Source organism: Shimazuella alba (genome assembly GCF_009831235.1).
In the GTDB taxonomy this organism is placed as follows: Bacteria; Bacillota; Bacilli; order Thermoactinomycetales; family Thermoactinomycetaceae; genus Shimazuella; species Shimazuella alba.
Genome location: NZ_WUUL01000005.1, coordinates 224364 through 237524 on the forward strand (window position 1 = coordinate 224364; position 13161 = coordinate 237524).

Consider the following 13161-nt stretch of genomic DNA (forward strand, 5'->3'; position numbering starts at 1 on the left):
CAACCAAGCTGTGATTTTATTTTTATTCGTAATGATGTATAATAATTCATATAACTGATTCATTACCTTTTTGAAGGAGTAGAATGAATATCTCCATTGTCCAAGTCCTTTCGACGATCGATGAGACAGTACAACAAATAAAAAAAGATATTTCTCATTTCCGTCGTCATGGAGATTTGCATGAAGATACCATTATTGCTCTAGAATCTCGTGTAAAGGACTACTGCTTCCTGCGCCACTTTATCCTTACAAAGGATCAACAGAACCATACATCTTGGGTTCAGATTGTGATTGTGGATGCGAAAAGGATGAAAAAAAACAAAAAGTTGTTTGGTGTGTATTCCAAACAAATGCTAGAGATTGTTCTTCCCTATCTCGCTCATACCCTATTTTGCAACTGAGAAAAATGGTGATGGCATACGAAGTTGTCCATCACCAAAAAAACCCCCACTCGCTCTTGCGAATGGAGGTTGTAATTCCTATAATGCTTCTGAAATAGATTGTGCTTGCAAGAATAACAAGAGGTAGTCACGTCCACCAGCTTTGGAGTCTGTACCAGACATATTAAATCCACCAAATGGATGAACACCAACCAATGCACCAGTACATTTGCGGTTAAAGTAAAGGTTTCCAACATGGAACTCTTTGCGTGCTTTTTCCAATTTGAGACGATCGCGACAAATCACTGCACCAGTCAAACCAAATTCGGTATTATTGGCAATTTCAAGTGCATGATCAAAACTATCCGCCTTGATAAATGCGAGTACTGGTCCAAAAATTTCTTCTTGAGAAATACGAGCTTGTGGATCAACATCAGCAATAACAGTAGGCTGAATAAAATATCCACTATCATCTCCTTTTTCTCCACCAGCTACAAGGCGCCCCTCTTTTTTACCTATCTCGATGTATTCCAGAATTTTGTTATATGCCTTGTCATCTACAACAGGACCGAGGTCAATCGTGATATCGTCTGCTTCTCCAAGTTTTAAGCTCTTTGTTTTCTCTGTTACTTTTGCTAGTAATTCATCATATACATTTTGATGAACAATCGCTCTGGAACATGCAGAACATTTTTGCCCTGCAAATCCAAATGCAGACTTCACAATAGAATCCGCTGCTAGATCAATATCAGCATCTTCATCTACCACGATCGAATCTTTTCCGCCCATCTCTGCAACTACTCGTTTGATCCATTTTTGTCCTGGGGCTGTTTTCGCTGCTTTTTCATTGATACGAAGTCCTACTTCCCTAGAACCGGTGAAGGAAATAAAACGAGTCATTGGATGTTGAACAAAATACTCACCCACAACTGGACCTGGTCCTGGAACATAATTCACAACTCCTGCTGGCAGACCTGCTTCCTCCAAAATCTTCACAAATTGATAAGCGATTACATTTGTTGGAGTAGCTGGTTTTAACACAACTGTGTTCCCTGCAACAATGGCAGATGTCGTCATCCCAACCGTAATGGCAAGCGGGAAGTTCCATGGAGGAATAACTGCTCCAACACCAATTGGCAGATAGACTAGTTCATTCTGCTCTCCCACCAATGGAGTTACAGGTTGACGTTCGCTGAGACGAAGCATTTCTCTACCATAAAACTCCATGAAATCAATCGCTTCCGCGGTGTCACCATCTGCTTCCGGCCAGCTTTTCCCTGCTTCCAAGACCATCCAAGCAGAAAACTCATGCTTTTTGCGTCGAAGAATAGCTGCTGCTTTAAACAGTACACTGGCACGCGCCGCTGGTTCCACATGTTTCCACCATGCAAAAGCATCTACTGCGGTTTGCATGGCATGTTCTGCTAGTTTCTCATCCGCTTCGTTTACCACACCAATTACTTGCTTTGTATTCGAAGGATTAATGGAGTCCACTTTGTTCTCAGTTTTGATATGTTTTCCGCCGATAATAAGATCGTATTCTTTACCAAGTTGCGATCTCACCTTATCTAAAGCATCCTCAAATGCTTTGCGGTTTTCTTTTTGGGAGAAATCAGTAAACGGTTCATTGCGAAATGGAATCATCGATATACTTCCTCCTACATTTTTTTATATCTCGATAAAATTGTAACGCACCAAAACACGAAAAACAATCATTCACACCACTTCATTGTCTATTTCTCGTATAATTTGTATAATAATAACAATAAATTAAACTTTATTTGTGATAAATTCATAAGTAGGTGTAGACATATGTCAATTACAAGAAAAATTGTATTATCGCTTGCTGCCAATCGAGTTGTTCGCTCTATTGCTAGCAAATACGGCTTAAAACTGGGCGCTGGACGTTTTATTGCTGGTGTTACGCTAGAAGAAGCCATCAAACGGACAAAAGAACTCAATGAGCAAAACTTATGGGTAACCCTCGATCATTTAGGGGAAAGCATCACCTCCAAGCAAGAAGCGTCGGAAGCAACTCGTATAGCGATCGATACCTATGCAGCCATTTCCCAAGCAGGATTAATCAAAACAAATGTTTCCGTTAAGTTGACACAACTTGGTTTAGATATAGATTCTTCCTTTTGCTTAGAAAATATGAGAAAAATTACTGCCAAAGCAAACGAAACAAATAATTTTTTACGAATCGATATGGAGGATACTCCACGTATTGATGTAACAATGGAAATTTTCCAAAGCCTCTTATCCGAATTTGGAAGCGCTGTCATTGGTATCGTCATCCAATCTTACCTCTACCGATCAAAAGCAGATGTAGAGAAGCTTGGGAAGCAAGGGGTGAACCTTCGAATTGTAAAAGGCGCATACAAAGAACCAAAAGAAGTGGCATTTCCAGCAAAAAAAGATGTTGATGATCAGTTTATCGCATTAGTAAAACAACATCTTTCCAATGGTGCCTATACAGCCATTGCTACGCATGATGAGAATATGATTCATCCTTTACTTGCTTGGATCAAAGAGAACAACATAGCGGATCATCTCTACGAATTTCAAATGCTATATGGAATCAGAAGTGATCTTGCAAGAAAGTTGGTAGCAGAGGGCTACAAAGTGAGAGTTTATACACCGTTCGGTAAAGAATGGTACCCCTATTTCACGAGACGTCTCGCAGAAAGACCTGCAAATGCTTTGTTTATCCTTAAAAATTTATTTAAAAAGTGAAGAAACCATCCTAACGATTGACTGATATAGCTTATAAAATGATAACCTTCATCATATTTAGGAAAAAGAGCCCAAATGTGCTCTTTTTTTATATTACTTGAAACCCTCCCTTCACCTACGCTAACGCTTAGAAATAGGAATTATTGGATAATTCTTAGTACCTCAAGGAAGTGAACCAAGCTCAAACGGTAGTCCCTACAGCGATTATTCGCAAACCTTCTTGCAAAATATTCATAGCTGCGTTGATATCTCGATTATGAGAAACACTCCGTGCTGGGTACGTCCATTCTCTCCATTGGAGATCCTTTACCGCTTTGTTTTTGCATTCCACAACGGAAGCAGCGTTGGCCTTCCCGACCTTCACTAGCGTTCAACCATTGTGTCTTGTATTCAAGCATGGAAACAAACCTCAAACCAGGATGCATTGATATCTTCGGTAGTATCTGGGAGCGTATTATTTCTCCATTCGAAAGGATGGCGAAATGCTTTCATCCTAAGTCGATTCCGATCGCTTTCTCTTTCCCACTGGAAGATAAGGACAATAGTTCTTCTCACAAAGAACCGAAAAAAAATATTTTCCTGATGGCGTACGGCGAACAGTGGCAGAGAGAATACGCCCTTCTACTACCTTCGACTTGACAAACTTTACCCAAGCCCAGCTTCGGGAGTTTCATCTTATTTCCCTTGATACCCCCTACTGGTAATTAATTTTTCTTTTCGATCTTGGTAGTGTAAGATTGGAGTAAGTTCCGCTTCTTTTTGAAATGAGGGGCCTCGTTCTGCTTTTGGAAGAAACGAAGAAAAGCATCATCAACATTCCGTAAAGAGGATTGCAACGCATAGGCATCTGCTTCTTCTAGCCAATGAAACTGTTGTTTCAAATTAGAAGCTTGGCGCAAATCGAATAGGTGAACCCTTTCCCCGTTTCCTGTAAGTATCGTTCCATTTTGCTAAGAAGTGATTGAACTTATGGATGGAAATGGCTTGTTTTTTTGTTGGATACAAACGAAAAAAAACGGAATGCTTGGTGCTTTCTCCTTTCTAGTTTTTAAGGCTGATGATACACATGGAAACAAAAAAAGGAAATATTCCGGTGCAAATTCCTTTCGGCTAACTCCGAACCGACATTCACCACCCACTTAGCTAATGCTTGAAGTGGGAGTACTCTTTCGGAGGCGAGATTGATAGAAACAAGACCAATAAAGCTTCGCAGTTTACCGTGAATTACGAAAGGGGCAAAGGAAATGGAACTGCAAGAAGAAATCCTATCCATTTTATCCGAGAATGCTCGACTCACGATGGAACAAATCTCCCATATCGTAAACCAACCGATTGATATTGTACAAGAAACCATTGATACATTGGAAAAAAATCAAGCTATCATTGCTTATCAATGTGTGATAGATTGGAAAAAAATCGGGAAGCAAAGAGTTCGTGCACTCATTGATGTGCAAGTTACTCCTCAACAATCTTATGGTTTTGATGTGATCGCTAAACGAATAGCTATGTATGAAGAAGTAGTGAATGTCTATCTGATGTCTGGAGCATATGATCTATCCATCTCATTGGAAGTGGATTCACTCGAAGCTGTTGGTCGATTTGTAACCGAAAAACTTGCCCCTCTTGATTTTGTCGTTAATACCCGAACGCACTTTATCTTAAAAAAATTCAAAGAAGCAAATGTACTCCTTGACACGGAAGGGCCAGATAACCGATTGCATATTGCTCCTTAACTATGGAAGAAGGTTGTGTTGACATGGATTTAGAGTCGAAACTATCTCCGATTGTAAGAGATATGGCTCCATCTGGAATTCGTCGTTTTTTTGATTTGGTAACTCAAATCCCCGATGCTATATCTCTTGGGGTAGGAGAACCTGATTTTGTGACTCCATATCATATTCGAAAAGCTGTGACCGAATCCTTAGAACATGGTCCAACTAGTTACACATCTAACCAAGGTTTACCTGAACTTTTAACCGCTATATCGGCATACTTAGAAAAACAATTCCACTTAAAATACCGAGCTGAAACAGAACTCATCACGACGTTTGGAGGAAGTGAAGCGATTGATCTCGCTTTGCGTGCTCTTATATGTCCAGGGGACGAAGTATTGGTTGTAGAGCCGTCCTATGTCTCTTATGAACCATGTGTTGTCTTAGCAGGTGGGATTCCTGTACCTGTAGCGACACATGCCAGTGAAGGATTCAAACTGCGAGTGGAAGATTTAGAACGAAGAGTAACACCAAAAACCAAAGCACTCATCATTTGTTTTCCTAATAATCCAACAGGTGCCATCATGACCGCAGAAGATTATGCTCCAATCGTAGAATTCGTCAAAAAACATGAGTTAATTGTTATTTCCGATGAAATCTATGCAGAGCTTACCTATGGTGGAAAGAAACATGTTTCCATCGCTTCTTTTGATGGAATGAAAGATCATACGATTTTAATCAATGGTTTTTCCAAATCATTTGCCATGACTGGCTGGCGAATTGGCTATATCGCAGCTCCAGAAGTTCTCTGGAAAGGGATGCTAAAAATTCATCAATACACTGCGCTATGCGCTCCTCGCATGAGTCAAATAGCTGCTCTTGAGGCTCTTCAAAACGGCATACAGGAATGCAACAACATGATGCAGCAGTATGATCGCAGACGCCGCTTTGTCGTTCACTCGTTAACAGAAATGGGCTTAATTTGCATGAATCCTGAAGGGGCTTTCTATGCCTTCCCGTCCATCGCTTCTACAGGACTTGATGCAGAGACATTTGCAGAACAACTGTTATTGGAAGAAGGAGTAGCTGTTGTTCCTGGGGGTGTATTTGGTCCAAGTGGTACAGAACATATTCGCTGTTCCTATGCTACTTCTTTGGAGAGGTTGGGAGAAGCGATGAAGCGGATGACGCGATTTGTTGATAGGAAAAGAGAAAAAAATGCAGATGATCTTCTGCGATTAGGATGAAAAAAGACCTGTACAGGTCTTTTTTTTGTTTGACAACTCCCCACGGCTTTAGCCGTGGGATTCTTGGGTAATCCTCGGTACTCCAAGGAAGTTTACCAAGCTTAAACCGTGAGCCCCACGGCAAGTAACCTTCTACCTTCTTGCAAAATGTTCTTTGCAGCATTAATATCTCGGTCATGGTGCTCGTTGCAATTGGGGCAAATCCATGCTCGTAGCTGTAGCTGCTTCACTTCTTTGTTTCGATGACCACAACACGAACAAAGCTGGCTGGAGGGAAAGGATTTTCCTACTTTCACCAATTTTCTTCCATATTCCTTCGCTTTGTATTCCAACATCAAAACAAACTCCGACCACGAAGCATCGGTGATCGATTTCGCCAACTTATGATTTTTCACCATGTTTTTCACTTGTAAATGTTCGATACTGATGACTTGGTTTTCGTTCATCAGTTTCGTGGATAGTTTATGTAAAAAATCATGGCGGGCATGGGTGATTTTTTCATGGATGCGGGCGACTTTGATACGAGCTTTGTGCCAGTTGGAGCCATCTTTTTTTCTTCGTGACATTGTTCGTTGCAGTTTTGCTAGCTTTTGTTCATAGTGGCGAAAAAATCGATTTGGCTTCCTTTTCGTTCCATCATCGAAAATGGCAAAGTCTTTCAGTCCTAAATCGATGCCAATGGCTTCTTTTCTCGCGGGGACGGATCGCAAGTAACATCCCTCACAAAGGATGGATATGTTGTATTTTCCCGTCCTGGTACGACGGATCGTGACAGACAAAATACGGCCACTTATCTCTCTGGATGGGACAAACTTTACCCATCCTAATTTTGGCAATTTGATCTTGTTTCCATCTATTTCGATGGTCGGTCTGCTATTTTTGGGATAGTTACACTGACTTGTATACGCTTGCAATCGATTTTTTCTGCTTTTGAAACGGGGAGCATCGTTTTGTTTTCGAAAAAAGCGCTGAAATGCATCAGCAAGATGTTGGAGGGTGTTTTGTAGGGAGGTAGAATCCACTTCTTTCAACCACGTTAATTCCCGCTTTTTCTCGGTCAGGGCACGTAGCCCTTTCCCCGTTTCTTGATACATTTTGTTCCATTCACCAAGAAAATAGTTAAACACAAAACGGCTACAGCCGATGGATTTGCGGATCAGCATTGCTTGTGTTTTGGTTGGTCGAAGACGGTAGGAAAATGCTTTATGCATGAGATCACCTCCTAGTTGGAATTTTGCGAACATTATAGATCGTATGTTTGTTTTTTGTCAAGCATATTCAAAAATTATCCTCCCAGCTTGCTTTCATCCCACTACCCCTACCGTGGGTTTTCTCGCTCGCAATGATATAATAAAAGCTAGAAAAAGAAAATTTGAGCTTCTATAGGAGAATCATGAATTGGCTTATTCAGAAGACGGAAGAATTCTCAACTGAAAAAGGAAAGCTCTACGCATATATCGGTTTCCATGGATCGATGAAAATCACTCTGGAAGTATCCTCTCGTGATCAGGTGCATTGGACAGAGAATGTTGTTCATGCACGAGGAGCATTTGTATTCATCGATTATACTGCGCCAAATGCAGATAAAGAGCAGATGGTGCATTTTGAACTTGATGAAGATCAGGTATTCTCCATCCGAAGGGGACAGAACTTCTTCCAGATCGAGACCAAGGGACGAAAGAAAGCTTTCTGCTACCTTTCAAATGGGACTTTCATCCCGGATTCGAAACGACTGAGGAAGCAAGTAACCGTTCATGATCAACTGGATTAAGAGTTAGCTCAAAAGAGACCAGGTAGTCGCCTGGTCTCCTGCTTTTTTATACTTATAACTAGTGGATAGCAAAATAATGTTCAATCATTCTCTACTTCGGTATAATATAGTGGTCAACCACACGTAAGGAGAAAAAATGTCTTCTGTTTGGAAACTGGAGAAGCCCGTAAAGCGTGGTTATAAAGAGAAGAACCGAAGTGGCATCAGCTTTATTGGTTCCTATGGGCCTCTTCGCATTACCATAGAGCCTGTAACAAATCAGACTCCTGAGTGGACAGATAGAAAGATTACTTGTTCCCAGGCATATGTAGCAATTGATCATAGCGAAGAAGATTCATATGTCTCTTTTAACCTCCGCAACAATCAGACTTTCTTGGTTCAGAGGGGACAGAAATACTTCCAAATCATCACCGATGGTCGAACAGAGACCTTTTTCTTCTTTAAGGGAGAAAAGTTTCTTCCAGAGTTTGATCGACTGAAAACTTGTGTTCAGATCGATACACACCACTTCTCATAATCATGAAAATGACCGGACTCTTACAAAGAGAGTCCGGTCACCTATTTATCAAAAGTCAATGATTCCGAAATTGGAGCGGGGCAGTGCAATATGCACTACCCCTATCCCCTAAGGGAACACTTAGGAGCCGAGGACCTCATCCACCAAAGAGAGGTGGGGCTTCAGGTCCTTGTACGCGGAGTAGGCTGTCTTGACGTGTCCCTCCTGCGTGAAGTCATCATTGACGCCCCTCAACGCACTCTCCAGCCACTCGAGAGCACCAGCGATGTCATACGCCAGCATAGCAGCAGCATGGGCCTCTTCGAGCCGATCTGCTTCCGTCATAGCTCGAGATGCCTCCATCAGCTGACGGTAGCTGGATGTAGCATCCCGTACCGCCTTCTCACACTGCTGGAGCATGGTTTCGCGGATCTTCTTGATCTGCTCCCATGCGTCTTGGCACTTGGCTTCGTCATTCGTCCGCTCGTTCATGATGTCCTCCATCGGACCTTAGGTGATGTATTTTTATTGTATCAATTCCTTACTATTTTGAATACGATTGTTACTTTTGTCCTAGCGTATTTTATAGAATGTTCCAACTCCGCTGCTTCTTGGAAGATGTAAAACATCTCTTCTCATGCTTGTTTATCTAATGCAGATGGTACAAATCTCGCTTTTTAGAACCATTCTGTAAATGATTCTTCTTTTTATTAAATACTTATCGTACCATTGAGCTTTACCTTCTCCTTTATTCTTTCTAAAAAATTCACGTAAACTATCTTAAATACAATATTCTTAAAGTTTACATTATGTTTAAGTTTCGTTTTCCTTCGAAATGAAAGGGCTGAGCACTCTCCAAGTGCCCAGCCCCAATCTGTTTAAACCCAGCCTCTAGCAACCATCGCTTCTTCCACTCGCTTAATCGATTTGATATAAGCAGCGGTACGTAAATCCGTTTGATATTTCTTTGCGATTTCACTAACTTGATGATAAGCATCGACCATGATCGTTTCTAATTTGGATTTAACTTCTTCTTCGCTCCAGTAGTAATTCATGGCATTTTGTACACCTTCAAAATAAGAAACAGTAACTCCACCAGCATTTGCTAATATATCAGGTATCACCAATATACCTTTTTCAAATAAAACTTTATCCGCTTCAGGTAAGGTTGGACCATTTGCTGCTTCTGCTATGATCTTTGCTTGAATTCGATCAGCATTATCCAATGTAATCACATTTTCTAAGGCGGCTGGCACTAAAATATCAACATCCAGTTCGAGCAACTCATGAGAATCAATTTGATACTCTGACCCATAATCTAGAATGTTTCCTACATCTTTCAATTTCATGATCCGATCTACTTCTAGCCCATTTTGATCATAAACTGCTCCTTTCGAGTCACTTATAGCAACAACTTTGCTCCCTAACTCAGATAACAGTTTAGCCACATTACGTCCAGCATTACCAAATCCTTGAATGGCTATAGTTGCATTTTTTAATGGCTTACTGAGTTGTTTCATTGCCTCTATAACCGTAAATACAACGCCTTGTGCTGTAGCTTCACCCCGTCCTTTGGATCCACCAATGCTCAGAGGCTTTCCAGTAATAACACCTGGACTATAGGAGCCTTTTAATCTACTATAGGTATCCATCATCCAACCCATGATCTGTGGATTGGTATATACGTCTGGTGCAGGTATATCTTTATCTGGACCAATGATTTGAGCAATCGCTTCAAAAAATCTTCTACTCACTTGCTCTAATTCATTTTTGCTCAACGTTCGAGGGTCTACAATCACTCCTCCTTTCCCACCACCAAGAGGTAATCCGACAACTCCTGATTTAAACGTCATCCACATCGATAATGCTTTTACTTCATCTTCGTTCACATCAGGATGAAAACGAATTCCTCCTTTTGTCGGTCCCATTGCATCATTATGTTGAGAACGAAATCCATCAAAGACACGAATTGATCCGTCATCCATTTTCACAGGAAAGGTAACTTTTAATACTCGCATAGGACGCTTTAAAATCTCTATCACATGCTGCTCAAGGCCTAAAAACTGTGCTGCTGTTTCAATTTGTTGTTGTGCTGTTAGAAATGGGTTACTTTGCTGTGCCATTAAATATTCCTCTTTCTATTGAATTTTTCAGCAGTACTATTTATTTTTGTTCTATTTTTTATATTATATTAAAATTTAGCATAATTATATCCATATTGGTAAGCTTGATCTAGCAAACTTTGAATATGTTTTGGGTTCGGACTCAAAGTATCATATAAATATGCCACTTTTGAATTCATGATCCCAGCGTAATTAGCGAGTCCCACATTTTGATAATGTTCAATCATTTTATCGTAACTTCTTTTTTCTAAATCTTTGGCTGTGGCTCCTGCTAATGTTAGCCACAAAACACGCTCATGATGAAGTTTGCTCGTACCATATGCAAACCCATAGTTCCATACTTTTTCAATATATCCTCTTAACATAGCTGGCATACTATACCACCAAAGTGGAAAAATATAGGCAAGAGCATCATGTTTCTTCATCCTAGCGATTTCTCTTTCTACTTCAGGAGAATATTTTTGTTCGATCTTGGACCAATCAGGTTCATCAGCCTCTCGTAATACGGGATCAAATCCGATTCCATGAAGATCTACTATCTCTGACTCATGTCCTGCATCTTTTAAACCTTGTTCAAAACGCTCTGCAACTGCAAACGTTAAGGAATTTTTTCTTGGGTGAGAAACAACTGTCAACACTTTCATTCTTACTCCCTGCTTTCTGTTTATTTATTTGTCTCTCATAAGCCTTCTGAGCAAATTGTAAGTGAAAAAAAAAGTAGCCTATATATCCTTTTATGTTAGGTACTTTTTATATTTTCCACTTACTTTTTTAATCACAGAATTTTCTTACTTTATAGACTTAGTAGAAACCTTGACCCCAAACTGCTCCAAACGCGACATTAATGCTTCTGGCTTCACGAGTGTTTCTGGTAAATGTAATCCTCCACTGGCTGGTTCCTGCCCATCCAATCCAAAAATACGTTCTACTGCAGTCAATACACCCATTCCTACTAGATGACCTTGCCCTTTCGGATCAGATACAGCAACACGGTGCTTGGCTTTTTCACCAGATTGCAGTATTCCTTCTATGTCAATATAAGTATCATGGGAAGGCTTGTCCCCAGCTAAAGTCCCAATCGAGTCCGCTTGTACATAATCCCATCGGATACTAGTTGCTCCAGTAGTACCTGCGAGACTTGGTAGATCAAGCAACGATACTGGGTAACCATCCAGCACACGATCTCCTATCTGTACTTTCCTCACATGATTAGCAGGATCTATCCAAATCCATTTGTTATCCTGTAGTAGAAGTGCTCGTTCTGTCAATCCTGCACTGTTTTCAAAATCACTTTGATTCATTGGCCCTAGTTTATCAAGATCATCATAAACACCAGCAATCTCAATAGAGTAAACTTGACTAAACTTTTCTGCAGCTTTTTGAGCAAGTAGAGTTATTACACCAGCATCTTGATGTGCTAAGAAAGCAATCGGTCTTTTTGGTGATGTTTGAATTCCTTTAAATAAGAGTGGTACCACTTGATCTGCTACTTCTGAAAGTCCAATATGGGCAATGCCATGTTTGATGGCTGCATGACTAAGGATATCAGATGCGTCTCGCAAAGCTGCTATAATAAGGTCATACTGCCCAAAATCAAACATTTCTATCGATTTTGGATTCTTCATATCGAGATAGATAGTTTTTGCATTACCTAATTCTTGAGCTAAAGCTTTTCCATTTTCATGATTTCTACCTGCGAGCGTAATTTCAACGTTTTTATATGCTTTTCTAATATTACGAGCAATGTTTGTACCAATAACTCCATATCCACCTGCGATTAAAATGCGTGATTTCATTTTGAAATTCCTCCAAATATTTTTTATAAGTTAGAGATAATATCATAAAATGTCCTCTCCCTACTCAAGCTGTAGATCTATTTTCACTGCGGACAAAGCACCTTCTTTGGTTGAGTTACTTGTGTGCCAATAAGCTATGTAGTATAAGCTAGAAACTAAAGATGAAAATAAAAATACCTTTCCATCCATACTTCACCTCCTTGCAGCATAGAACAGACATCTTCCTATATTATTTGCAATTTGCAAATTTTAAACCAATTGAATAAACGATTTAAAATGAAAAGAATAAAATGCTATCAGAGGTTTGATTTGTCCATCGGAATGTTGTCCCCTATACACTGATGTCGCTTATTTGCAAATTGCAAATATCTGGTGTAAAAAAGGGATCACTCCCCTTTTAACGTTGGAGAATAGCATTTTTCCGTCTTAATCATCGCCGAATTTAGCAACTCAAGAGATCGAATTACTGTTTCTTTTTCAAACTCATTCATATGAGAAAATATTTCATTTAAATATTCACTGATCGTGCGATCAACTGTTGTAGTAACATACTTCCCCTCTACAGTCAGAGACAGAATCATTACTCGTTTGTCCTGAGGTAGTGGGGTTTTCTTAACAAGATTCATCTTTACTAAGGTCTGAACTTGTCTACTAAACGTCGTAATATCAATTCCTAATGCATCTGCAACTTGTTGCATAGATGGTTGGTGTTGACGATCAATCTCATATAAAATATGGCTTTGGGTAAGGGATAGATAAGAAACTCCAGTGCTGCAACTATTTTTATCTAAAAAATGAAACCGACGAATCGTCATCTGAAATAACTCACGAATATTATCGATGAGGCATTCACCTCTACTTTCAGCAACCTATTCAATCATTTGCAAAGTGCAACCTTTA

The 13161-nt window shown here is 40.1% G+C and carries 16 protein-coding genes; 6 read left to right on the forward strand and 10 right to left on the reverse strand.

Going from position 1 to position 13161, the window contains the following annotated elements; all coding sequences use genetic code 11:
- The first annotated feature begins 83 nt into the window (after positions 1–83).
- Positions 84–401, forward strand: a complete 318-nt coding sequence (locus GSM42_RS09630) for a hypothetical protein (RefSeq protein WP_160801326.1) — start codon at positions 84–86, stop codon at positions 399–401.
- Positions 402–479: 78 nt separating this feature from the next.
- On the opposite strand, the gene pruA is transcribed toward GSM42_RS09630, so the two are convergent.
- Positions 480–2024 (reverse strand): L-glutamate gamma-semialdehyde dehydrogenase, encoded by a 1545-nt coding sequence (pruA, locus tag GSM42_RS09635; RefSeq protein WP_160801327.1) that lies wholly within the window; start codon positions 2022–2024, stop codon positions 480–482.
- A 168-nt stretch (positions 2025–2192) separates the two neighbouring features.
- Here pruA and GSM42_RS09640 point away from each other — a divergent pair, with 168 nt between their 5' ends.
- Positions 2193–3116 carry a proline dehydrogenase family protein gene (locus GSM42_RS09640; protein WP_160801328.1) on the forward strand — a complete coding sequence of 308 codons (924 nt, stop codon included), beginning with the start codon at positions 2193–2195 and terminating at the stop codon, positions 3114–3116.
- A 181-nt stretch (positions 3117–3297) separates the two neighbouring features.
- Here GSM42_RS09640 and GSM42_RS09645 read toward each other — a convergent pair whose 3' ends face one another.
- Together GSM42_RS09645 and GSM42_RS09650 are read right to left on the reverse strand one after the other, a co-directional pair.
- A complete protein-coding gene (locus tag GSM42_RS09645; RefSeq protein ID WP_160801329.1) occupies positions 3298–3480 on the reverse strand; it encodes a zinc ribbon domain-containing protein in 183 nt (60 codons plus the stop codon).
- Positions 3481–3998: 518 nt separating this feature from the next.
- Positions 3999–4121 (reverse strand): hypothetical protein, encoded by a 123-nt coding sequence (locus tag GSM42_RS09650; protein ID WP_160801330.1) that lies wholly within the window; start codon positions 4119–4121, stop codon positions 3999–4001.
- A gap of 239 nt (positions 4122–4360) precedes the next feature.
- Between GSM42_RS09650 and GSM42_RS09655 the strand changes: the two genes are divergently transcribed.
- Positions 4361–4849: an Lrp/AsnC family transcriptional regulator gene (locus tag GSM42_RS09655; protein WP_160801331.1), complete on the forward strand. Its 489-nt coding sequence runs from the start codon at positions 4361–4363 to the stop codon at positions 4847–4849.
- 23 nt (positions 4850–4872) lie between these two features.
- On the forward strand, positions 4873–6075 hold the full coding sequence (locus GSM42_RS09660) for an aminotransferase class I/II-fold pyridoxal phosphate-dependent enzyme (protein WP_160801332.1): 1203 nt from the start codon (positions 4873–4875) through the stop codon (positions 6073–6075).
- A 101-nt stretch (positions 6076–6176) separates the two neighbouring features.
- Here the strand turns inward: GSM42_RS09660 and tnpB are convergent, their stop codons facing one another.
- Positions 6177–7286 carry an IS200/IS605 family element RNA-guided endonuclease TnpB gene (gene tnpB, locus GSM42_RS09665; protein ID WP_160801333.1) on the reverse strand — a complete coding sequence of 370 codons (1110 nt, stop codon included), beginning with the start codon at positions 7284–7286 and terminating at the stop codon, positions 6177–6179.
- A 182-nt stretch (positions 7287–7468) separates the two neighbouring features.
- Between tnpB and GSM42_RS09670 the strand changes: the two genes are divergently transcribed.
- Both GSM42_RS09670 and GSM42_RS09675 read left to right on the forward strand, forming a co-directional pair.
- Entirely contained in the window at positions 7469–7846 is a 378-nt protein-coding gene (locus GSM42_RS09670; protein WP_160801334.1) for a hypothetical protein, read from the forward strand.
- A gap of 136 nt (positions 7847–7982) precedes the next feature.
- The gene (locus tag GSM42_RS09675; RefSeq protein ID WP_160801335.1) at positions 7983–8363 is read left to right on the forward strand and encodes a hypothetical protein; all 381 of its coding nucleotides are present in this window, start codon (positions 7983–7985) and stop codon (positions 8361–8363) included.
- Positions 8364–8483: 120 nt separating this feature from the next.
- On the opposite strand, the gene GSM42_RS09680 is transcribed toward GSM42_RS09675, so the two are convergent.
- The 6 genes from GSM42_RS09680 to GSM42_RS09700 all read right to left on the reverse strand — a co-directional run bounded on the left by GSM42_RS09680 (position 8484) and on the right by GSM42_RS09700 (position 13103).
- Positions 8484–8834: a hypothetical protein gene (locus GSM42_RS09680; protein WP_160801336.1), complete on the reverse strand. Its 351-nt coding sequence runs from the start codon at positions 8832–8834 to the stop codon at positions 8484–8486.
- A gap of 386 nt (positions 8835–9220) precedes the next feature.
- Positions 9221–10465: a Glu/Leu/Phe/Val family dehydrogenase gene (locus GSM42_RS09685; protein WP_160801337.1), complete on the reverse strand. Its 1245-nt coding sequence runs from the start codon at positions 10463–10465 to the stop codon at positions 9221–9223.
- Positions 10466–10533: 68 nt separating this feature from the next.
- Positions 10534–11109 (reverse strand): NAD(P)H oxidoreductase, encoded by a 576-nt coding sequence (locus tag GSM42_RS09690; RefSeq protein ID WP_160801338.1) that lies wholly within the window; start codon positions 11107–11109, stop codon positions 10534–10536.
- 144 nt (positions 11110–11253) lie between these two features.
- A complete protein-coding gene (locus tag GSM42_RS09695; protein WP_160801339.1) occupies positions 11254–12261 on the reverse strand; it encodes a saccharopine dehydrogenase family protein in 1008 nt (335 codons plus the stop codon).
- A 60-nt stretch (positions 12262–12321) separates the two neighbouring features.
- Positions 12322–12450 (reverse strand): hypothetical protein, encoded by a 129-nt coding sequence (locus tag GSM42_RS20995; protein WP_275402143.1) that lies wholly within the window; start codon positions 12448–12450, stop codon positions 12322–12324.
- 197 nt (positions 12451–12647) lie between these two features.
- Positions 12648–13103: a MarR family transcriptional regulator gene (locus GSM42_RS09700; RefSeq protein WP_160801393.1), complete on the reverse strand. Its 456-nt coding sequence runs from the start codon at positions 13101–13103 to the stop codon at positions 12648–12650.
- Between the last annotated feature and the right edge of the window lie 58 nt (positions 13104–13161).